This is a genomic window from Ruegeria sp. A3M17 (genome assembly GCF_003318255.1).
GTDB lineage: Bacteria > Pseudomonadota > Alphaproteobacteria > Rhodobacterales > Rhodobacteraceae > Ruegeria.
Map to the genome: position 1 here is coordinate 1 of NZ_QOCF01000009.1, position 22076 is coordinate 22076.

At 57.9% G+C, this 22076-nt stretch carries 20 protein-coding genes; 12 read left to right on the forward strand and 8 right to left on the reverse strand.

Annotation, left to right across the window (positions count from 1 at the left end; genetic code table 11):
• Positions 1 to 147 precede the first annotated feature (147 nt).
• Positions 148 to 597: an isoprenylcysteine carboxylmethyltransferase family protein gene (locus DS906_RS05635; protein WP_113789254.1), complete on the reverse strand. Its 450-nt coding sequence runs from the start codon at positions 595 to 597 to the stop codon at positions 148 to 150.
• Positions 598 to 814: 217 nt separating this feature from the next.
• Between DS906_RS05635 and kynU the strand changes: the two genes are divergently transcribed.
• Entirely contained in the window at positions 815 to 2008 is a 1194-nt protein-coding gene (gene kynU / locus DS906_RS05640; protein WP_113789255.1) for a kynureninase, read from the forward strand.
• Here the strand turns inward: kynU and DS906_RS05645 are convergent.
• Complete coding sequence (locus DS906_RS05645) at positions 2001 to 2579, reverse strand: TetR/AcrR family transcriptional regulator (protein ID WP_113789256.1); 579 nt, start codon at positions 2577 to 2579, stop codon at positions 2001 to 2003. The two genes, kynU and DS906_RS05645, sit on opposite strands and share 8 nt — an antisense overlap.
• 99 nt (positions 2580 to 2678) lie before the next feature.
• Between DS906_RS05645 and DS906_RS05650 the strand changes: the two genes are divergently transcribed.
• Together DS906_RS05650 and DS906_RS05655 are read left to right on the forward strand one after the other, a co-directional pair.
• Complete coding sequence (locus tag DS906_RS05650) at positions 2679 to 3143, forward strand: (2Fe-2S)-binding protein (RefSeq protein WP_113789257.1); 465 nt, start codon at positions 2679 to 2681, stop codon at positions 3141 to 3143.
• Positions 3144 to 3146: 3 nt separating this feature from the next.
• Positions 3147 to 5387, forward strand: a complete 2241-nt coding sequence (locus DS906_RS05655; RefSeq protein WP_113789258.1) for a xanthine dehydrogenase family protein molybdopterin-binding subunit — start codon at positions 3147 to 3149, stop codon at positions 5385 to 5387.
• Positions 5388 to 5433: 46 nt separating this feature from the next.
• Here the strand turns inward: DS906_RS05655 and DS906_RS05660 are convergent, their stop codons facing one another.
• The 3 genes from DS906_RS05660 to DS906_RS05670 all read right to left on the reverse strand — a co-directional run bounded on the left by DS906_RS05660 (position 5434) and on the right by DS906_RS05670 (position 9022).
• A complete protein-coding gene (locus DS906_RS05660) occupies positions 5434 to 6213 on the reverse strand; it encodes a gamma-glutamyl-gamma-aminobutyrate hydrolase family protein (protein ID WP_113789259.1) in 780 nt (259 codons plus the stop codon).
• Positions 6214 to 6438: 225 nt separating this feature from the next.
• On the reverse strand, positions 6439 to 6864 hold the full coding sequence (locus DS906_RS05665) for a heme-binding protein (RefSeq protein ID WP_113789260.1): 426 nt from the start codon (positions 6862 to 6864) through the stop codon (positions 6439 to 6441).
• A gap of 25 nt (positions 6865 to 6889) precedes the next feature.
• Positions 6890 to 9022 (reverse strand): malate synthase G, encoded by a 2133-nt coding sequence (locus DS906_RS05670; protein WP_113789261.1) that lies wholly within the window; start codon positions 9020 to 9022, stop codon positions 6890 to 6892.
• A gap of 206 nt (positions 9023 to 9228) precedes the next feature.
• Here DS906_RS05670 and pepN point away from each other — a divergent pair, with 206 nt between their 5' ends.
• The 5 genes from pepN to DS906_RS05695 all read left to right on the forward strand — a co-directional run bounded on the left by pepN (position 9229) and on the right by DS906_RS05695 (position 15764).
• Positions 9229 to 11781, forward strand: a complete 2553-nt coding sequence (gene pepN, locus DS906_RS05675; protein ID WP_113789262.1) for an aminopeptidase N — start codon at positions 9229 to 9231, stop codon at positions 11779 to 11781.
• The gene (locus DS906_RS05680) at positions 11778 to 12206 is read left to right on the forward strand and encodes a hypothetical protein (protein WP_113789263.1); all 429 of its coding nucleotides are present in this window, start codon (positions 11778 to 11780) and stop codon (positions 12204 to 12206) included. Before pepN ends, DS906_RS05680 begins: the two co-directional genes overlap by 4 nt.
• A gap of 229 nt (positions 12207 to 12435) precedes the next feature.
• Complete coding sequence (locus DS906_RS05685; RefSeq protein WP_233494694.1) at positions 12436 to 13599, forward strand: hypothetical protein; 1164 nt, start codon at positions 12436 to 12438, stop codon at positions 13597 to 13599.
• 70 nt (positions 13600 to 13669) lie between these two features.
• Complete coding sequence (gene gatB / locus DS906_RS05690) at positions 13670 to 15181, forward strand: Asp-tRNA(Asn)/Glu-tRNA(Gln) amidotransferase subunit GatB (protein WP_113789265.1); 1512 nt, start codon at positions 13670 to 13672, stop codon at positions 15179 to 15181.
• Positions 15182 to 15353: 172 nt separating this feature from the next.
• On the forward strand, positions 15354 to 15764 hold the full coding sequence (locus DS906_RS05695) for a DUF4177 domain-containing protein (protein WP_113789266.1): 411 nt from the start codon (positions 15354 to 15356) through the stop codon (positions 15762 to 15764).
• Between the two features lie 36 nt (positions 15765 to 15800).
• Here the strand turns inward: DS906_RS05695 and DS906_RS05700 are convergent, their stop codons facing one another.
• Positions 15801 to 16190, reverse strand: a complete 390-nt coding sequence (locus DS906_RS05700; RefSeq protein WP_113789267.1) for a VOC family protein — start codon at positions 16188 to 16190, stop codon at positions 15801 to 15803.
• A gap of 40 nt (positions 16191 to 16230) precedes the next feature.
• Between DS906_RS05700 and DS906_RS05705 the strand changes: the two genes are divergently transcribed.
• Positions 16231 to 16767, forward strand: a complete 537-nt coding sequence (locus DS906_RS05705) for a winged helix-turn-helix transcriptional regulator (protein WP_113789268.1) — start codon at positions 16231 to 16233, stop codon at positions 16765 to 16767.
• Between the two features lie 8 nt (positions 16768 to 16775).
• On the opposite strand, the gene DS906_RS05710 is transcribed toward DS906_RS05705, so the two are convergent.
• Positions 16776 to 17030, reverse strand: coding sequence for a BolA family transcriptional regulator (locus tag DS906_RS05710; protein ID WP_058279592.1), 255 nt, complete (start codon positions 17028 to 17030; stop codon positions 16776 to 16778).
• 108 nt (positions 17031 to 17138) lie between these two features.
• Here DS906_RS05710 and DS906_RS05715 point away from each other — a divergent pair, with 108 nt between their 5' ends.
• Positions 17139 to 17765 carry a J domain-containing protein gene (locus DS906_RS05715; RefSeq protein WP_113789269.1) on the forward strand — a complete coding sequence of 209 codons (627 nt, stop codon included), beginning with the start codon at positions 17139 to 17141 and terminating at the stop codon, positions 17763 to 17765.
• Between the two features lie 21 nt (positions 17766 to 17786).
• Here the strand turns inward: DS906_RS05715 and DS906_RS05720 are convergent, their stop codons facing one another.
• Positions 17787 to 18692: a Hint domain-containing protein gene (locus tag DS906_RS05720; RefSeq protein WP_113789270.1), complete on the reverse strand. Its 906-nt coding sequence runs from the start codon at positions 18690 to 18692 to the stop codon at positions 17787 to 17789.
• Between the two features lie 319 nt (positions 18693 to 19011).
• Between DS906_RS05720 and cobS the strand changes: the two genes are divergently transcribed.
• Together cobS and cobT are read left to right on the forward strand one after the other, a co-directional pair.
• Positions 19012 to 19998 (forward strand): cobaltochelatase subunit CobS, encoded by a 987-nt coding sequence (gene cobS, locus DS906_RS05725; protein ID WP_058274350.1) that lies wholly within the window; start codon positions 19012 to 19014, stop codon positions 19996 to 19998.
• A gap of 180 nt (positions 19999 to 20178) precedes the next feature.
• Positions 20179 to 22056, forward strand: a complete 1878-nt coding sequence (gene cobT / locus DS906_RS05735; RefSeq protein ID WP_113789272.1) for a cobaltochelatase subunit CobT — start codon at positions 20179 to 20181, stop codon at positions 22054 to 22056.
• Positions 22057 to 22076 lie beyond the last annotated feature (20 nt).

Sequence of the window (22076 nt, forward strand, 5' to 3'; positions counted from 1 at the left end):
CTCGGTGTGCCTATCTTCACTGGCAGTCCCCCTAATTTTCACTCTGACCGAGCGGGTGGTCGGTATTGTTTGTTAAGCAAAGGTGTATCCTGCGCAACATTATTTCGCAAGCGCAGCATTAATACGTTGTGTTATTACCACATCACCTCATATCCATCGGCGGGTTTGGCGTTCATATCGGGCAAAGTCGGCGCGAAAAATTCTGCGCATTCTGTCCTCTTCTGGCACGATGAAACGACGTTCCAGAAGCCATACGAATATTGGAATCAGAACCAATGACGCTATGGCATCAAACCGCAGGATCAGGCCGGACAGGATGAGCACATCGCCCACGTATATGGGGTTTCGGCTACGTTTGAAGATCCCTGACTGCACCAGCGATGTAGGCGTTTCATGCGGGATAATCGTGGTGCGATGACGGCGAAATTCGGCTGCGGCCAGAACGATCATGATAACACCGCCACCGATCAGAACACCGCTGAGCAAATCAACAAACCCGTTGTCGAGCGACAGCCCCATCGGCATATGCCGCGCCTGCAGCCATGCAACCACAGCAAAGCCCAGCAGCCACACCGGTGGGATGTCGATTTTTTGCATGTCGGGCAGTCTTTCGTATTCGGGCAGGGCAAAGTGTCGCTTTTGCCCGATGACCTACCGCTTTTCGTTGGAAATAGCAAAATCACAGTTGGTCGCAGCCATGCAATCGGCGCGCGCCCGGACATGGTTGCAGAGAGGGTCCTCGATGATGGACAGCCGCTTTTGGATCAGATAGCCATTTTGCATCAATAATTGTCCACATAATGATGAGAAAACGATGACCGACTTTGCCGCGACCAAAGCCATGTTCAACCTTCCCCAAGGCGTCGTTTATCTGGACGGAAACTCGCTTGGACCGCTGCCCCGCGCTGCCGGCGATCGGGTCAGTGACATGATGGTTCAGGAATGGGGGCAGATGCTGATCACCGGCTGGAACAAGGCGGGGTGGATGGCGTTGCCGATCAGCCTGGGTGACCGCATCGGACGGCTGATTGGCGCAGAACCTGGCAGTATCGTCACCGGCGACACCCTGTCGATCAAGGTCTACCAGGCCGTTGCATCAGCGCTTGAATTGTGCCCGGATCGCAAGGTCGTACTTTCGGACAGTGGTAACTTTCCCTCCGACCTCTATATGGTGGATGGCCTGCTTCGCTCACTCGGGCCGGAATATGAACTGCGCGTCGTCGCACCGGAAGACGTAGCTGACAATGTGACTGAGGATGTAGCCGTTTTGATGCTGACCGAGGTGGATTACCGCTCGGGCCGGATCCACAACATGAATGCTTTGACAGAACTTGCCCATGCAAACGGCACAGTGACAGTCTGGGACCTGGCCCATTCAGCTGGCGCGATTCCCGTCAATCTGGCGGCATGCAATGCAGATTTCGCGGTTGGGTGCAGCTATAAATACCTGAACGGCGGGCCGGGTGCGCCCGCATTCATCTATGTCGCCCCGCGCCTGACGGAACAGGTGCGCCCCGCATTGTCCGGGTGGTTGGGCCACGAGGCGCCTTTTGCCTTTGATCTGGATTATCGCGCTGGCAACGGGATCGAAAGAATGCGTGTCGGTACGCCTCCGATCCTTCAGATGGTCGCGCTGTCTGCGGCGATGGATATCTGGGATATGGCTGACATGCAGGACGTGCGGACCAAATCCATTGAATTGACCGAGTTGTTCATCAAACGTGTCGAAGCCGCCTGCCCCGATCTGCAACTGGCAAGCCCGCGCGATCCCGCCCAGCGCGGCAGTCAGGTGTCTTTCCGATTTGCCGACGGCTATGCCGCCATGCAGGCCCTGATTGCCCGCGGCGTGATCGGAGACTTCCGCGCGCTTGACATCATGCGGTTTGGCTTCACGCCGCTGTACATTGATGAGCAGGATGTTGAAAATGCAGTCGAAATCTTGGCGGACATCATGCAGAACCGCCTGTGGGATGCACCAGAATTCAAGGTGCGCCAGCGCGTTACCTGACTTCTAGCCCCGCTCCTACCAGAGCGGCAAACTGGGCAACACGGGTTTCATATTCTTCCGCGCCAATAGCGCTTGCCTTCAGCCCTTTCAGAGTGGCCGTTATCGTTTTGGCCGTCTCGTCTGCCTCCATCTGCAACCAGACTCGCCCAGCCTGATCTTCGCGCTTCAGCCACTCGGCATATAGGCGCGCAAGTTTAGCCTCGCCTTGCGATATGATTTCTGACGACATGGATTTGGTCGTATCCAACATTTCAAGCCCATGTGGGGATGCAAGGATGGTCGCCATCCCCTCGGTTTGGGCTTGAACCGCGCCCTTGAAAATGTCCGAAACCGAGCCCGGTTTGGTCAGCGCCGCGGCCACTGCAACGCTTTTCGCTGCATAGTAGAGCTCGGTTAGTTTAGTAACGATCGCCTCTTTATTTTTGAAATGCAGATACACTGCCGGACGGGACATCCCTGCGCCCTGCGCTATGTCATCCATCGAGGTCTTGCGGAATCCATAAGTCGCAAAGGCCCGAAACGCCGAGTCCAGGATCGCCTGTTGCCGTGTATCGTCTGCTACGTCTGCCATCCTTGAACTGGTGACAGTTTCTGTCCATTTTGTCAATTGACACACTGACACTTTTAATCAATTATGTCAGAAACCAGCCACAGCTACGAGAGGTGCGCCATGGCGACCGCCCTTAAGATCAACGGAAAGCAACATCAGGTTGACCTGCCCGATGACGTCCCCCTGCTTTGGGTTCTACGGGATGAGGTCGGCTTGACTGGCACCAAATTCGGCTGCGGCGTGGCCGCTTGCGGGGCATGCACCGTGCACATTGACGGCGAGGCTGTGCGTTCGTGCCAAGTGGCGCTGTCGGATGTATGGGGCGATGTGACCACGATTGAAGGCATTGGCTCCCCGGACGCGATGGCCGCGATTCAGCAGGCCTGGGTCGATCATCAGGTGGCGCAATGCGGCTACTGCCAGTCGGGCCAGATCATGCAAGCCGCGGCGCTGCTGGCCGAGAACCCTGCGCCTTCGGATACCGATATCGACGATGCCATGCAGGGCAATTTATGCCGCTGTGGCACCTACCCCCGCATTCGCGCTGCAATCCACGACGCGGCATCCAAGCTGAAAGAGGCATAAACGATGGCATCTGTTGGAAAAATCCTCCGCCGTACGTTCCTGATCGGCTCGGCCGCGATTGTCGGCGGCGTGGCATTCGGCGCCTATTACGTCAGCCGCCCGGCCGCCAATCCGCTGAGACCAGCTAAGGGCGAAACCGCGCTCAGCCCTTTTGTTCTGATTGATCAGCAAGGCGTCACCCTGTTCGCCCCTCGCGCCGAGATGGGGCAAGGCGTCAGGACCACTTGGGCAGCCTTGATCGCCGAAGAACTGGATGTGGAGCTGGACCAGGTCCGCGTTCTGCACGGCCCCGCAGCAGCGGCCTATTACAACTCGGCCCTGGTTGGAGAAGGCTTGCCGAACAAGGGTTATGACATCTCGGACTTCCAGCACAATCTGGGGGAAGCGCTGGGTGTGTTAGGCCGAACACTGGGCCTGCAAGTTACCGGCGGCTCGACCTCGATGAAGGACGGGTTCGAGCGTATGCGCGAGGCGGGTGCGACCGCGCGCGAAACGCTGAAACAGGCCGCAGCTGACCGTCTGGGCGTGGATCGTACGCAACTGAAAACCGAGAACGGCACGGTGATTGCACCGGACGGGACGCGCATTCCGTATACTGAGCTTTCCGAGGCTGCCGGTCAGATTGAACCGCCGGAAGTCGAATTACGCGATCCGTCAAACTGGCGCTTGCTGGGGCGGAACCTGCCGCGTGTGGATGTGGTCGGCAAATCCACCGGAACGGCTGAGTTCGGGATCGACGTGCGCCCGGAGGGTCTTAAGTTTGCCTCTGTCCGCATCAATCCCAAGCTGGGCGGTGAGATGAAGAGCTTTGACGCCAGCGCGGCCGAACAGATGCCGGGCGTGGAAAAGGTGGTTGATCTGGGCAACGGCGTGGCTGTGATTGCCACCAACACATGGCTGGCCATTCAGGCCGTCGAGGCGATTGATGTGGACTGGGGCGACGCCCCCTACCCGCCTGAAACTGACGCTGTATTTGCGGAAATCGCGAAATCCTTCGACACGTCCCCCAATTCGACCATGCGCGATGACGGGGATGTTGACACTCTGCCCGACGGCGCCACCGAAATCACTGCCGAATATACAGTGCCCTATCTGGCCCATTCCACGATGGAGCCGATGAACGCCACCGCGCTGTTCACAGGCTCGGCGCTGGAACTGTGGTGCGGCAATCAGGCCCCGACGCTTGTCCAAATACGCGCGGCCAACACGGCCAACCTGGATAAAGAGGCCGTTCAAATCCACACCACCTATCTGGGTGGGGGATTTGGCCGCCGGGGTGAGCTGGACTTTGGCGAGATCGCCACAAAGGTCGCGATGGCCATGCCCGGCGTTCCTGTCCAGACCACCTGGAGCCGTGAAGAGGACATGCGCCACGACTACTACCGCCCCGGTGCGATGGCCCGTATGCGCGGTGCTGTCAAAGACGGTCAAGCCGTTCTGATTGACGGCAAGGTCGCGGCGCAATCCTGCACGCAACAAGCGGTTCAGCGCTATACCGGCTTGCCGGCTGGCGGACCCGACAAAGTGCTGGTCGAAGGGTTTTTTAACCAACCCTATGCGGTGCCCAACTATCGCATGAGCGGGCACATCGCCGATCTGGATATTCCCGTCGGCTTTTGGCGTTCAGTCGGGAACAGCCACAATGGATTCTTCCATGAGACCTTCATGGACGAGATGGCGCATGCCGCTGGCCGCGACCCGCTGGAGTTCCGATTGGAATTGGCCAAAGCCGAGCACGCGCCATCGGCAGGTTGTCTGCAGGCCGTGAAAGAGATGTCCGGCTGGACCGGAGAAACCCCGGACGGTGTCGGGCGCGGTGTGGCGATGACCTATAGCTTTGGCACGCCGGTCGCTCAGGTGATCGAGGTCGTCGATGAGGATGGCACTATCCGTATCGCCAAGGCATGGATCGCCTGTGACGTCGGTCTGGCCCTGGACCCCGGCACAGTCGAGGCGCAGATGTTCGGCGGCATGATCTATGGCCTGTCGGCGGCCGTGATGGGTGAGATCACATTCTCGGACGGTGAGGTCGAACAGTACAACTTCCCCGACTACGACGCCCTGCGGATGCACAATGCTCCGGTGACCCAGGTGAAAATTCTGGAAACCAACCAGCACATGGGCGGCGTTGGCGAACCGGGGACTCCCCCGTCCATGCCGGCCCTTGGCAATGCCCTTTTTGACCTGACGGGTGAGCGAGCGCGCACCCTGCCTTTGATCAATCAGTTCAATCTGCTGGTTTGATCGCGCTGCGCCGGTCCGGACCCTTCCTCCCGGATCGGCGCAGGAGTTATGCGGTTTGTTGAACTAGCGCCCTATCCGAACCGGTTGCCCATGCATGAACAGCAGCGCCGAACGCCTTGAACAATGGGCGGGACACGGGATCATTTTCGGCGTCCCATTCCGGGTGCCATTGCACTGACAACGTAAATCCGGGCGCGTCCTGAATGAATATAGCCTCGGGCGTTCCATCGGGGGCTTGACCATCAATCACAACCCGACGCCCAACCGATTTGATCCCCTGCCCGTGCAAGGTGTTCGTCATCACTTCGGTCGCGCCCATCAGGCGGTGGAATACACCGCCCTCGTTCAGCGCAACGACATGACGCAGGGCAAATTTCTCTTCCAGGGTCCCATCAGGCGGCATGCGGTGGTTCATCCGACCCGGCAGCTCTCGGATTTCCGGGTATAGTGTCCCGCCCATCGCCACGTTGACTTCTTGGAACCCTCGGCAGATGCCAAAGAAGGGCTGCCCGCGTTCCACACAGGCGCGCACCAGCGGCAATGTGATCGCATCGCGCGCCCTGTCAAATTCACCATGGGCCTCGGTCGCGGACTCGCCGTATTCCTCGGGGTGGACATTCGGGCGCCCGCCGGTCAGCAGAAAACCGTCGCAGACCTCAAGCAGCTCATCGACCGAGACATAGCGCGGATCGGCTGGGATCAGCAACGGCAGACAGTCCGACACATTCGCAACCGCGTCCGAGTTCATCGTCCCACCGGCATGGGTCGGATATTGATCATTCATCAAATACGAGTTGCCGATGATACCGACGACGGGTCGAGACATGCTGCGTTCCTGCGTTTTCTGTTTGCTTTCCAAAAACTATCGACAGCAAGAACAGCGCGCAATAGCACAGGCCCTGCGTGTCAGCGCAAGCTCTTGTTCAACTGTGCACATGTTGGAAAATGATCGCGCTTTGTCTGGTACTTTGGCCATTGCTTGTTTTTGTGGCTTTGCACGAACATCGCATTGGGTCGGAGAGCCCAAAAGGCTCTCCGCCAGTCATCAGGTTCAGATCTCGCCAGTCAGGCCGGCAGTTTCGATCCCGGCCAATGCCGCTGCGGCATCATTGTCGGACGTATCGCCGGTCACGCCGACCGCACCGATAACTACGCCCTTTTTGTCGCGAAGCAACACACCACCCGGAACTGGCACGACCTGCCCGCCATAGACGCCATTCACAGCTGCCATGAAATAGGCCTGCGCTTCGGCCCGCTGCATCTGCGCGGTGCCAGCCATGCCCAGCATCACTGCGCCATAGGCCTTGCCATGCGCAATTGCGAACCGACCGGGGGCCGCGTCGTCTTCGCGTTCAAATGCGATCACGTGGCCGCCTGCATCAAGAACGACGACGGAAAGGGGTTTCAGCTCCATTTCGTGCCCCTTTTCAAGGGTCTTTCGGATGATGGTGCGGGCTTTGCGGAGGGAAACTCCCATGTCGTGTCCTATCGTTCCTGTTGGTTTAAAGGCTGGCTTTCAGTTCCAACCGGCGGGCATGAAGAACCGGCTCGGTATAGCCCGAGGGTTGCACACGCCCCTTGAAGACCAGATCACAGGCCGCTTGGAAAGCAATTCCGTCGAAACCAGGTGCCAACGGGCGATAGTCTGCGTCATTTTCGTTCTGGCGATCCACCACAGCAGCCATTTTTTTCATCGCAGCCATGACCTGCCCTTCCGAGACAACATCATGGTGCAACCAGTTGGCCAGCGCCTGAGATGAAATCCGGCAGGTCGCGCGATCCTCCATCAGACCGACATCGTTGATATCTGGCACTTTCGAACAGCCAACGCCCTGATCAACCCAGCGCACCACGTATCCAAGAATGCCCTGCGCGTTGTTCTCGATCTCGCGGGCGATCTCGTCTTCGCTGAGGTTTCGACCGCCCAGCAGCGGAATGGTCAGCAAATCCCCCAGCGTCCCCCGCGCGCCACCGGCAGCCAGTTCATCTTGGCGTGCCAGTACGTCGATCTTGTGATAGTGCGTCGCGTGCAGTGTCGCCGCTGTCGGCGACGGCACCCAGGCGCACGTCGCGCCGGATTTCGGGTGGCCGATCTTCTGCTCCAGCATATCACCCATCCGGTCGGGCATAGCCCACATGCCCTTACCAATCTGTGCCTTGCCTTTCAGGCCGCAGGCCAGACCGATATCTACGTTGCGATCTTCATAAGACGCAATCCAGGGTGTGTTCTTGATGTCGCCCTTGGGCAGCATTGGTCCAGCTTCGATCGAGGTGTGAAATTCATCCCCGGTCCGGTCAAGAAAACCGGTGTTGATGAAGGCCACCCGCGATTTCGCAGCGCGGATGCATTCCTTGAGGTTGACCGACGTGCGGCGTTCTTCATCCATGATGCCCAGCTTCACGGTATTGCGCGGCAGGCCAAGGATGTCTTCGACCATGTCAAAAATCTCGACCGAGAACGCGACTTCTTTCGGTCCGTGCATCTTGGGTTTCACCACATAGACCGAGCCCTGGAGCGAATTGCCACCTTCACGCTTGAGATCGTGCATGGCGATCAGCGTCGTGCAGAGCGCATCCATCAACCCTTCGCCGATCTCATTGCCCTGTTCATCCAACACAGCAGGGTTTGTCATCAAATGCCCGACGTTGCGGATCAGCATCAGCGAACGACCCTTCAAGCTGCCTGTCTCACCGGATGCCGTCGTAAAGCTCAGGTCCTTGGCAAGTTTGCGGGTGAAAGTCGTGTTGCCCTTGTTCACCTCTTCGGTCAGGTCACCCTTCATCAGTCCAAGCCAATTGCCATATGCCACCACCTTGTCAGCGGCATCGACGCAAGCGACCGAATCCTCGCAATCCATGATGGTCGACAAGGCCGATTCCAGACGCATATCGGCAATATGCGCCGGATCAGTGGCCCCGGTAACGCTGTGTCCGTCGACCCTGATCTGAATGTGCAGCCCGTTGTTGCAGAGCAGTACCGCATCCGGTTTGCCCGGATCTCCGTCGTAACCTACAAATTGTTTAGGATTGGCCAGAGTCGGCATCAGCGCGCCGTCCTGTACACTCAGATCTGAGACATCAGCCCATGACCCGAAAGCCAGCGGCACAGCGTCATCCAAAAACTTTTTGGCCCATGCAATCACTCGCGCTCCACGCGCCGCGTCGTAGTCGCCAGCCGCAGGCAAATCACCCATCGCGTCCGTTCCGTAAAGCGCGTCATACAGACTGCCCCAACGTGCATTGGCTGCGTTCAGTGCAAATCGCGCATTGGTAATCGGAACAACAAGCTGCGGTCCGGGGATCGAGGCGATCTCGGGGTCGACATTGGCGGTTTCAATCTGGAAATCTGCACCTTCCTCGACCAGATAACCGATCTCGCGCAGGAAAGCCTGATAGGCCTCGGCGTCGTGGTCCTGGCCTTGACGCTCAAGATGCCATGCATCGACCTTGCCCTGGATGTCCTGCCGCTTGGCCAGAAAGGCGCGGTTCTTGGGGCCAAGCTCGGCAACCATGCGCGCCAGACCATCCCAGAAGGCATCTGCTGTGACACCTGTACCCGGCAGGGCTTGATCTTCGATGAACTCGGCCAGAACCGTATCCACCTGCAATCCGCTGCGCGCCTGTCTGCTGCTCATTTTGTTTCTCCCGGGAATGTGCACGACTGTATGCCGTCAGCATTTAGGACGAAAGTTTCCGATAGGCAACGTGCGCCGCAGCGTCGCGGTCAAAAAGACTTACCAAAATCAATTATCGGGACATTCCGGCGCGCGGATCGCACCGCTTGCAGCCAACCGCCACAGCCCATACGTTCGCGCAAACACAAAATCATGCGAGGCCCCTGATGCGCGACGCTGCCCCAACGACGATCTATCTGAAAGACTACACGCCCTTTGGTTATCTGGTGGACAGCGTGCACCTGACGTTCGATCTGGCCGCCCACGCAACCCGCGTCACATCACGCATCGCATTTCGTCCGAACCCGGAGGCCAGCGACAAGACATTCTTCTTGCATGGCGAAGACCTCAAGCTGATCCGCGCATCCATCGATGGTGCTGAAATCCCCTCCGAGATTACCGACAAGGGCTTGACTCTCGCAGCGCCGGATGCGCCGTTTATCTGGGAGGCCGAGGTTGAGATCGACCCGGGAAACAACACGGCGCTCGAAGGGCTATATATGTCGAACGGCATGTACTGCACCCAATGCGAGGCCGAAGGGTTCCGTAAGATCACCTTCTACCCTGACCGCCCTGATGTGATGTCCACCTTCACTGTGCGCATCAACGGTGATCTTCCTGTTTTGCTGTCCAACGGCAACCCCTCGGGCAAAGGCGAAGGTTGGGCAGAATGGACCGACCCGTGGCCCAAACCCGCCTACCTGTTCGCGCTGGTCGCGGGCGATCTGATTACCCATCCCGGCCAATTCACCACAATGTCAGGCCGCGAGGTCGATCTGAACCTCTGGGTCCGTCCCGGTGACGAGGGCAAGTGCGCCTTCGGGATGGAAGCGTTGAAGAAGTCCATGAAGTGGGACGAACACGTCTATGGTCGGGAATACGATCTGGACGTATTCAATATCGTGGCCGTGGACGATTTCAACATGGGCGCAATGGAAAACAAGGGGCTGAACATCTTCAACTCATCCGCTGTTCTGGCCAGCCCCGAAACCTCAACCGATGCCAATTTCGAACGGATCGAGGCGATCATCGCGCATGAGTATTTCCACAATTGGACCGGCAACCGGATCACCTGCCGCGACTGGTTCCAACTGTGCCTGAAAGAAGGGCTGACCGTTTTCCGGGATGCGCAGTTCACCTCAGACATGCGCTCGGCCCCGGTGAAGCGGATTGAGGACGCCATCGACCTTCGCGCGCGGCAATTCCCCGAAGATAACGGACCGCTGTCCCACCCAGTCCGGCCCGAGAGCTTTCAGGAAATCAACAACTTCTACACCGCGACCGTCTACGAAAAAGGTGCCGAGATCATCGGTATGCTGAAACGTCTTGTTGGTGATGAGGCCTACTCCAAGGCCTTGGATCTGTATTTCCTCCGCCATGACGGACAGGCCTGCACCATTGAAGACTGGATCAAGGTGTTCGAGGACACCACCGGCCGCGACCTGAGCCAGTTCAAGCGCTGGTACAGCCAATCTGGCACGCCGCGCGTGACAGTGAGCGAAGATTGGAATGACGGCACATATACGCTGACATTGGCGCAGCATACCGAAGAAACACCTGGGCAGTCCGAAAAGCTGCCGCAAGTGATCCCCGTCGCGGTAGGTCTGCTTGGCCAAAACGGGGACGAGGTGCGCGCAACCGAGGTTCTGGAACTGACCGAGACTGAACAAAGCTTCCAGTTCACCGGGCTGGCGGCAAAACCTGTGGCCTCAATCCTGCGAGATTTCTCGGCCCCTGTGATCCTTGAGCACGATCACACTGATGCCGAACGCGCCTTCCTTTTGGCCCATGACATTGATCCTTTCAATCGGTGGCAGGCGGGACGGTCATTAGCGCAGGACACGCTGTTGCGCATGACCCTCGAAGACGCAACGCCGGGTGCGGATTACCTTGACGGGGTGCTGGCCGTTCTGCGCGACGGCAATCTGGACCCGGCGTATCGCGCCCTGATGCTGGGTCTGCCTTCGCAATCCGAACTGGCCGCTGCGTTGTCCGACCGGGGTGAAACACCTGACCCTATGGCCATCTGGACAGCGGTAGAGACACTGCGGCAGGCAACAGCGCAGCACGTTCAGGATCTTCTACCGCGTCTGCACAGCGAAACCTTGATCGAGGCGCCATACAGTCCCGACGCAGACCAAGCCGGCAAACGTTCGCTGGGCAATGCTGCATTGGCCCTGACCTCACGGCTTGATGGTGCGGCAATGGCGGCCGAGCAATACGCGGCGGCTGGCAACATGACGCAGCAGCTGAGCGCCCTGTCCTGCCTGCTGCGCGCAAGCAAAGGTGAGGCCGAGCTTTCCGCATTCTACGAACAATGGCAGCACGACCGCCTGGTGATGGACAAGTGGTTTGCCCTTCAGGTCGGGATGGCCTCGCCAGAAGCTACGGCGGACATTGCCCGCACCCTGACCGAGCACGCCGATTTCAACTGGAAAAACCCCAATCGTTTCCGGGCGGTGATGGGTGCGTTGGCCATGAACCACGCCGGTTTCCACCGCGCAGATGGTGCGGGTTATGCGTTGCTGGCCGACTGGCTGATCAAACTGGACCCGGTCAACCCACAAACCACGGCGCGGATGTGTTCGGCCTTCCAGACCTGGAAACGCTATGACGCAGACCGTCAGGACCTGATCCGCGCGCAGCTGACCCGCATCGCGGAAACGCCTGACCTGTCACGCGACACGACCGAAATGGTCTCTCGCATTCTCAACGCATGACGGAATTTGAATTTACGCGTCAGAACCGGGCGCCGCACACTGTTGGTGTTCTGATCTGCGTCTATGCGGCCTTGTTGGCACTTGTGATCCTGTTCGACGCGGCATGGTGGCTGGTGGTGCTGTTGGCGCTGCCTACGTTACCGGCCATTTGGGATATCACACAGAACACCAGCGCAGGGCTGGTTCTTGATCAGAACAAACTGCGCTGGTTTACCGGCACCCGTGAGGCCGAAATTGATCGTTCGGACATTGATTATATCCGCTTCGACACACGCTGGGATTTCTCGGTGCGCGTTTCACTGGTTCTGACATCCGGCAAGCGGATTCGGCTGCCTGATGAGTCGTCTCCGCACCACAGAGAATTCGAAGAGGTCCTGCAACAGGCCGGTTTCCGAGTTGAACGTCATCACTTCGTCTCATTTTGAAACAATAATCGAATTTGAATTCAATTAGACACAAAGATTAACCAATTACCTCCAAAGAGCTTGAATTCGAAGCCGATTGCGGCAAAGCTCTCACCCTCAAGTTTCTGTTTTTTTTGTTTCGAGTGCCGCCATGTTCTGGTTTTTTAGGGACCGTTCGTCCCGTTCCCGATCTTCTATTGTTCCTCCCGCTGCATCCGGCGCGTATTTCGCTGACCCGGCTGTTTCGCCCGTGTTGCCAGACCAAGGGCAACTGAACATCCCATTGGCTGATGTTCAGGCCCAGGATGAGATTGGGCGCAGCTCGATAGAAAAAGGCCGTTTCCTGGCCAGACAGGATCGCTGGGCGGAATTGTCCGACCTGATGCACAAAGCAGACGACGCACGGGAAACTGCACCCGACGGCATGCCTGTCGCGGAATTGCTGGCGTTTGGGGCGCGGGCCGATGTGGTTCTGGCGGCAGAACATGCGCTGTCTGACGCCAAAGCGCTATCAGAATTTGATGTCATGAACGGCATTTCCGAATTGGAAGACGAGATGCGCGCGCATTCGGGCGACCCGATGATCGCCTTGGTTGTCGCATTGGCCCACATTGATATGGCATGGGCATGGCGAGGTACAACGAACGAGGCAACCCTGCCCTCGCTGCACCAATCCCGCTGTGCTGCCCATTTCGATCGGGCAGCTGCAATCCTTCCCAATTGTCGCGAGGCCGCAGCGGACAGCCCCATTGTCGCCTCGGCTGGATGCGCAATTTTGGCAGGTCAGCGTAAAGCCAACACGCGGGTGGCGGATGAATACGAGCGGTTGATTAAACTCGACCCAGTTAACCATCGGCACATGCGCGCGATGGGCACCCATCTGCTGCCGCGCTGGTTCGGAAGCTATAGCGAGCTTGAGGTCCAGGCGCTGCGTATGGCGGCCCAGACCCGGGACATCTGGGGGGCCGGAGGTTATACTTGGGTTCAGTTCGACGCAATTGCCCTGGACGAAGAGGCCTGCGCGCGTCTGGATGTCGATTTCTTCCTGGAAGGCATGCACGATATTCTGCGCCGACGCCCTGACCAGCAAACCGTCAACATGCTGTCGGCATACTGTGCCATCACAATCCAGAACGGCGCTGGCCAGTGCGGCAAGGCAGATTTTGTGCGCAGCCAGATACACCAGGCTGCAAACTGGCTGATCCGCGACCACCTGACCGAACTGCACCCGCTGATCTGGGCCCATGCAGCAAATGGGTTCAACAACAGTGTTCGGATCAATTCACCCGAACGGTTCGCGGCCCGCGGGCATCGGGATGCCCTACGTGCAATTGGCGATCTGTTCCGTGATGAGCTGCGCAGCGGATTGGATGTGACCTTTACTCCGAAGGGTTTACGCCTGTCCGGGCACTGATTCCCCCTTGCCCCTAGGCCGTGCCGGGCCTAATACGCAGGCTTAGACTTCTGCGGAAATGAGGCGCGCCATGCTCGACCTGACATACGAAATGCCCAAACCCAAAACCATTGCCGGGGCCAAGCACGATTGGGAACTGGTAATCGGGATGGAGGTGCATGCGCAGGTCTCGTCCAATGCCAAGCTGTTCTCGGGCGCATCGACCCAATTTGGGGCCGAGCCGAACTCGAACGTGGCGTTCGTGGACGCGGCGATGCCGGGAATGCTGCCGGTGATCAATGAATATTGTGTTGAACAAGCGGTGCGAACCGGTCTGGGCCTTAAGGCGGATATCAAACTAGTATCGGCCTTTGACCGCAAGAATTATTTCTATCCCGACCTGCCGCAGGGCTATCAGATTTCCCAGCTGTACCAGCCTATCGTAGGCGAAGGTGAAGTGCTGGTGGAAATGGGCGACGGCACTGCACGCATGGTGCGGATTGAACGCATCCACATGGAACAGGACGCAGGCAAATCAATCCACGACATGGACCCAAATATGTCCTTTGTCGACCTGAACCGGACCGGTGTTTGCCTGATGGAGATTGTCAGCCGCCCCGATATCCGCGGGCCGGAAGAAGCGGCCGCTTACATCGCCAAGATGCGCCAGATCCTACGGTATCTGGGTACCTGCGACGGCAACATGCAAAACGGCAACCTGCGCGCGGATGTCAACGTTTCGATCTGCCTACCCGGTGCCTATGAAAAGTATCAGGAAACGCAGGACTTCTCGCATCTGGGCACCCGCTGCGAGATCAAGAACATGAACTCGATGCGCTTTATCCAGCAAGCGATCGAGGTCGAGGCCCGGCGTCAGATTGCCATCGTCGAAGGTGGCGGTACTGTCGATCAGGAAACCCGCCTGTATGATCCGGACAAGGGTGAGACGCGGTCGATGCGGTCCAAGGAAGAAGCGCATGATTACCGCTATTTCCCCGACCCCGATCTGCTGCCTTTGGAGATTGAACAGGCGTGGGTCGACGACATCGCAGCCGGGCTTCCGGAATTACCGGATGCAAAAAAGGCGCGTTTTATCGACACCTTCGGTCTGACGGATTACGATGCGTCGGTTCTGACGGCCGAAGTGGAATCGGCTGCTTATTTCGAAGAGGTCGCCAAAGGCCGCAGCGGTAAACTGGCCGCAAACTGGGTCATCAACGAGCTATTCGGTCGCCTGAAGAAAGAAGATCACGACATCACCGCCTCGCCCGTTTCGCCTGCGCAGTTGGGTGGGATCATCGACCTGATCGCCTCAGACGCCATTTCTGGCAAGATCGCCAAGGATCTGTTCGAGATTGTCTACACCGAAGGCGGCGACCCGGCGCAGATCGTTGAAGAACGCGGCATGAAACAGGTCACCGACACCGGTGCCATCGAAACTGCGCTGGACGAAATCATCGCGGCCAATCCGGCGCAGGTCGAAAAAGCCAAGGTGAACCCGAAACTGGCAGGCTGGTTTGTTGGTCAGGTCATGAAAGCAACCGGCGGCAAGGCGAACCCCAAGGCCGTCAATGAGTTGGTCAGCAAAAAGCTGAGCTCGTAAGCCTTTCGGTCCAGGAAACTGCTACGGCAGGGTCGGTGCGTCTGGCGCGGACCTTTCCGGCCCCGCGCGCGGGGCGCAACAGACAAAACAGAATTTGCCCAACGGGCGATGATGACTGTTCGAAACTCGACAACATGTTAGATTGCCAGGGATCGGCAACCAGGAAAATCTGATGCAGCGCTACGAATACAAAGTTGTCCCCGCCCCGCAAAAAGGCACCAAGGCCAAGGGCGTCAAAACTGCCGAAGGGCGGTTTGCAGTGTCGATCGAACAGATCCTGAATCAGATGGGGCAGGATGGCTGGGATTACCAGCGTGCGGAACTTCTGCCCAGCGAGGAACGGGCAGGCCTGACCAGTTCCACCGTGAACTGGCGCAATGTTCTGGTGTTTCGGCGTGAGGTTGCAGCTGAGTTTTCTTCGGCGAATGAGCCGGTTGAGGACAGCGATGATGCGCCCATGGCTCACCCGGTGCCCGGACCAGAAGAAGTGCAGGCCCCTGCACCGATTTCAGAAGAGGTCAAGGACCCTCCATTGACCCTGAAGTCCACGGACCTGTCCGAAAAGGACAAAGAGCAGACCTAAACGGTCTGCTCCGTGTTTTCATAGCCTGCAGCTGAATTACTCGGCAGCGCTTGCCGCTTGGCTCAGATCCTGCGCCAGCATCAGTGCATTGCCGTCCGGGTCGTAGAACGTCGCGGTGCTGACCATGCCTTCGATCGTTTCTGTCGCCCCATCGAACCTGACGCCCGAGGATTCGAGCGCCTGACGCGCCGTCGCAATATCCGACACCCCGAACACCGGCACCGTATTGCCCGGCGCAGGCTCGGCCTGCTCACCCAGACCCAAGGTCACACCGTTGGTTTTGGTCTTCATCTCGCTCCATCCGGCTTCGTCAATATGGTGGATCAGCTCAAACCCCAGCTTGGCCTGATACCATTCGGCACTGACATGCCTGTCTTGCACGGACATGGCGATCGTGATCGTATTTTCCAGTGAAACGAGTGGCATTGAACTATCCTTTTGGCGGAAATTAAAGTAACTATACTTTATGGACATAACGATTCTTGTCAAGCTTACATCCCGCGCATGGTCCCTGAACATTCTGGCGTTAATGCATGAAGGCATGCCGGGACGGCAGGCACCGCTACTGGCTGCGACCAGCGCCGGTAGAACGGCGTTTGCCCAAAGCCTTGACCACCTGATTCAATTGGGTTTTCTGGAACGGAATCCCGGCCACGGTCATCCGCTGCGTCCCGAATTTCGATTAACCCAAGCGGGGGAATCTGCGGCCGAAATCGCCAGCCGGATCGTGAATGTCGTGCCGGATGACGCTGATTTCGCGTTGCTCAGACGCAGTTGGACGGCACCTATTCTGGCACTGACCGACAGGCCCCAACGATTCTCGACTCTCAAATCCGGGCTGATCACCATTTCCGACCGCGCACTGTCGACGTCGCTTCACCGCCTGGAAGAGCAAGAGTGGATACAGCGAGACATTGATGCGACGCACCGGCTACCTTTTCCCACCTATCGCGCGGTAAATCAGGGAATCGCGGTTAACAGGGCGATTTCTCTGGTCGCCTAGGCACCTGTTCAGGTATCAATATCCAGCGCCAGCGCATGAATGCGGGGCACGATGTCGCCCAGTGCCTTATGTACGGCACGGTGGCGGGCGACGCGGGATTGACCCTGAAAAGCGCTGGCACGAATACGGACGTTGAAATGGCTTTCGCCGCCCTCTTGAAACCCGGCGTGTCCTCGGTGGCTTTCGCTGTCATCCACGACTTCCAGCTCACGCGGTTCAAAGGCTGCCATCAGGCAGGTTCGGATCTCGTCGGTAACAGTCATTTTTTTGCTCACGGGCGAAAATTTTACCGCCCCCCCTCTTCTACTTTCGGCTGCTTAGACTAAACTGCTGCCTCCGAGTCGAAAAGATGCGTTCTTAAGGATGAGCACATGGTGAAGTCAGACCCCTTCGGATTTGATATGTCCGTATCCACTTCCAAGAAGAAGAACCCGCGCGGGCGTCGCGGAATGTCGGGCGCGTCTGAAACCTCGACGCGTATCTGCGATCACGAAGGTTGCGAAGAACCGGGCAAGTTCCGTGCACCCAAGGCCCCTGACGTGCTGGACGACTTTTTCTGGTTCTGCCAGCAGCACGTCCGCGAATACAACAACAAGTGGAACTTCTTCGACGGCACCACCGAAGCCGAGCTAAATGCGCAGCGATCCAAAGACAAAGTGTGGGAGCGCGAGACCAAGCCGATGGGTGATCCCGAAGCGCGCGCATGGGCGCGCCTGGGCATCGAAGACCCGCATCAGGTGCTGGGAGCAAACAGCACGCAGAACAAAGGGCGCACCACTGGTGGTGGCGGTCGTCGCCTGCCCCCCACGGAACGCCGTGCGATCGAAATTCTGGAAGCCAATGACAGCTGGACCAAGGCCGAGGTGCGCAAGGCATACAAAAAGCTGATCAAGGTACTGCACCCCGACATGAACGGCGGCGACCGATCCCAGGAAGAGCAGCTGCAAGAGGTTGTCTGGGCGTGGGATCAGATCAAGGACAGCCGGAACTTCCGATAGTCGATCTATTGCTCGATCATTCTAATGCTCGAGCATTTCCCGTAAAAGCTTGGCTTCGGGGCGCTTCAAGCAACGCACACGCGTTTGTTTCCAGGCGGATCCACGGCTGAAGCGTTCTGGAAAGAGCACACGAAGTTCTTCGACATCTCCGCGCCCGAAAGACAAAAGCGCCATATCACCCAGAAACAAGCTTTCCGTTGGCAACCCGTGCGACATCAAAATCGCGTGCCGGTTGCAGGCAATATGGAAGTACGTCACCGCCTCATTGGACGACACCTGTCGAATTGTGTTGTCGTTCACAAGATGTATTGCCGCTGCAAAAACCCTCGGCTCACCGAACAACAATTCGGCGCGCCACCCTTCCAGAACAATTCTGTGTTGCGGTGACACGTACAAATCGCGGTCAGGCAAAGCATCCGCGATCGCTCCCTTTTTGATGCAAACGGGGCGCAATCGCGGGTCTTGCTGCAACGCCTCCGCGCTAAGGGTCTTCTTGCCAATCCACTGAATGGGTAGCAGTTCACCGCTGGAAACACGAACCCTGTCCCCAACCGACAGTTCTTCGACGGGACGAGGACCTTTTTCGGTTTCTATCAAAGTGCCCTTTACAAAACACGGCACTGTTCCCGCAGGAAGGTCGACTGTCACACTGAGGAAGGCGTTGTTACCGTTTCCTGGATTGCCCGTCGTCGCGCCTATTAAGACCGAGAGTTGCGTATTCGGAGGGATGTCCGCTCCCTCAGTAAGCTCAACGGTCAAAACTCCGCTGGGTGAAATCGAAACAGTGTAGTCGGAAGGATCCAATCCACCCGAACCAGTTACGGTCACACTCCAAGTCACAGCTTTTGTCGTGGTATACTGCTGCATAACAGAGGTCGACCCACCGGGGATCGAGATAGAAGTCGGGCCTGAAATTACTAGCGACATTTAAACATACACCGTTTAACACAAATCCGGGAACTGCTTTTGTATAAGCATATTGTAGTTTTAACTTATCACATTTTTCTATTGCAATGTTAATATTCCAAAGGGCCTTATGCCCGGGCGTTTTAATTTCAAAGCTCGCGCTGCCCGAGGTTTGAAAAACCAGGACGGACATTGTGTGCAAAATCAATAAGGCCAGTTTCAAAGAAACATCCGCCTAAGTTCCTACCAGCACGGCTTTCCCTTGCCCTTGCCCGCAATATGTTGCACCACACACGAGTTCAAACCCGGCAACGCGGGGCAAAGGATAAGGACAAGGCGAATGGCTGACGGATCGATCGACGTAAACGCAAAACCCACCGAAGAAATTTCGGTCCGTGACGTGTTCGGTATTGAAACCGACATGGCGATCAAAGGCTTTGCTGACCGCAGTGACCGCGTACCCGCGATCGACCCGACCTACAAGTTTGACCCGGAAACCACATTGGCCATTCTGGCGGGCTTTTCCCACAACCGCCGCGTGATGATCCAAGGCTATCACGGCACAGGCAAATCGACCCATATCGAACAGGTTGCGGCCCGGCTGAACTGGCCCGCCGTGCGTGTGAACCTTGACAGCCACATCAGCCGGATCGACCTGATCGGCAAGGACGCGATCAAACTGCGCGACGGCAAACAGGTGACCGAGTTCCACGAAGGCATCCTGCCCTGGGCGCTGCGCAACCCCGTTGCCATCGTGTTCGACGAATACGACGCGGGCCGTGCGGACGTGATGTTCGTAATCCAGCGTGTTCTGGAACATGACGGTAAACTGACCTTGCTGGACCAGAACGAGATCATCACACCGAACCCTAATTTCCGCCTGTTCGCCACTGCGAACACCGTTGGTCTGGGCGACACTACTGGCCTCTACCACGGCACGCAGCAGATCAACCAGGCACAGATGGACCGCTGGTCGCTGGTCTCGACGCTGAACTACCTCAGCCACGATGCCGAGACGATGATCGTTCTGTCCAAGGCGCCGCATTACAACACCGAAAAAGGCCGCAAGACCGTCAGCCAGATGGTTACCGTCGCCGACCTGACCCGGACCGCCTTCATGAACGGCGACCTGTCCACCGTCATGAGCCCCCGGACCGTGATCAACTGGGCGCAAAACGCCGAGATCTTCCGCGACGTCGGCTACGCCTTCCGCCTGTCCTTCCTGAACAAGTGTGATGAGCTGGAGCGCCAGACAGTCGCTGAGTTCTATCAGCGGTGCTTTGACGAGGAACTGCCGGAAAGCGCGGCGAGTGTGAGCTTGGGGTGATAATCTTCTTTGTCATAGCATCTATCTGGGTAGTTCTTGATTCAGCTTGGCTTTTTGACAAAATAGATTGGAAAAATACGGCGCCTTCGGAAATGACGGCGTCGCAGTATGTCCACCTGACACGGCTGCACTGGGAGTGCTTAGTGCTCTTCTCGGCAGCAATGATCTGGAGTACGTTCATTGTCTAAACCAAACGACAACCCCGCTGATCCGTTCAAGAAGGCTCTGGCCGAGGCCACGAAGGTTATGGCCGACGATCCAGAACTGTCGGTGAGCTATACCGTTGATCCCTCGGGTCTATCGGGCGAGTCGATGCGGTTGCCGCAGGTTTCTCGGCGGATGACCCGCGAAGAGGTTTTGCTGGCACGGGGTACGGCGGATGCTTTGGCGTTGCAGCGCCGATATCATGACGATGCGACCCATAATCGCTATGCCCCTCCGGGTGATATGGCGCGGGATCTTTATGAGGCGATGGAAGTTGCCAGGTGTGAGGCGATGGGCGCGCGGGATATGCCCGGCACAGCATCCAACATCGACGTTAAGATCGGGCATGAGGCGCTGCGCCGCGGGTACGACCAGTGCAAGCAGCCCGCTGATGCACCGCTATCGGTTGCTGCAGGATATCTGATCCGCCATCTGGCGACGGGGCGGGACCTGCCGCCAGCGGCTGAGAACATCATGAACCTGTGGCGCGGCTTCATCGAAGAGCAAGCCGGCGGGACGCTGGAAAACCTGCAGGAAATCCTGTCGGATCAGGCCGAATTCGCCAAATTCGCCCGCCAGATGATCAAAGATCTGGGTTACGGCGACCAGTTGGGTGATGACCCGGACGAGCTGGACGAAGATCAGGAAGATCAGGCCGAGGACGACGCCGAAGAACAGCCCGATCCTGACAGCACCGGTCAGGATGATCAGGACGAACAGGACGCCGACGCGACACCCGAGCAAACGCAGGAAGAGCAGCAGGACCAATCTCAGGCCCAGGTCTCGATGGACGAGATGGCCGAGGATGAGATGGGCGACGAGGCCGAGATGCCCGAGGGCGAGGCCCCGATGGAGCCGCCTACCCTGCCGCCTGCATCCGAGGCCGATCCGGATTACAAGGTCTACCTTGGCACATATGACGAAGAGATCGCAGCCGAGGATTTGGCCGAGCCTGCCGAGTTGGAGAGACTGCGCGCCTATCTGGATCAGCAGCTTGAGCCTCTGAAAGGTGCGGTCAGCCGACTGGCGAACAAGCTGCAGCGCCGTTTGCAAGCGCAACAGAACCGGTCATGGGAGTTTGACCTCGAAGAAGGTATTCTCGATGCCGGGCGACTGGCGCGCGTGGTGGCAAACCCGACGACGCCCCTTAGTTTCAAGGTCGAGAAAGACACCGAGTTCCGCGATACGGTGGTGACACTGCTGCTGGATAACTCGGGCTCGATGCGCGGTCGCCCGATCTCGATCGCAGCTATCTGTGCCGATGTTCTGGCCCGGACGCTGGAACGTTGCAACGTGAAGGTCGAAATCCTTGGCTTTACTACGCGCGCTTGGAAAGGCGGCCAGGCACGTGAGGCATGGCTGAATGACGGTCGCCCGCAACAGCCGGGGCGTCTGAACGACCTACGCCACATCATCTATAAAGGTGCGGATGCCCCGTGGCGTCGCGCACGACCCAACTTGGGTTTGATGATGAAAGAAGGCTTGCTGAAAGAAAACATCGATGGTGAGGCTCTGGAATGGGCGCACCGCCGGATGCTTGCGCGGCGCGAACAGCGTAAGATCCTTATGGTGATCTCGGACGGTGCGCCGGTAGATGATTCAACACTCAGCGTTAACCCCGCGAATTATCTGGAAAAACACCTGCGCGACGTGATCGGGATGGTCGAAAAACGCAAGTTGGTCGAGCTTTTGGCCATCGGTATCGGCCACGATGTGACCCGGTATTATGATCGCGCGGTGACGATTACGGATGTCGAACAATTGGCAGGTGCGATGACTGAACAGCTGGCGGCCTTGTTCGACAGCGATCCTCGGGCACGTGCGCGTGTGATGGGGATGAAAAGGGCCAGCTGACGCTGGCCCTGCCTCCGGCA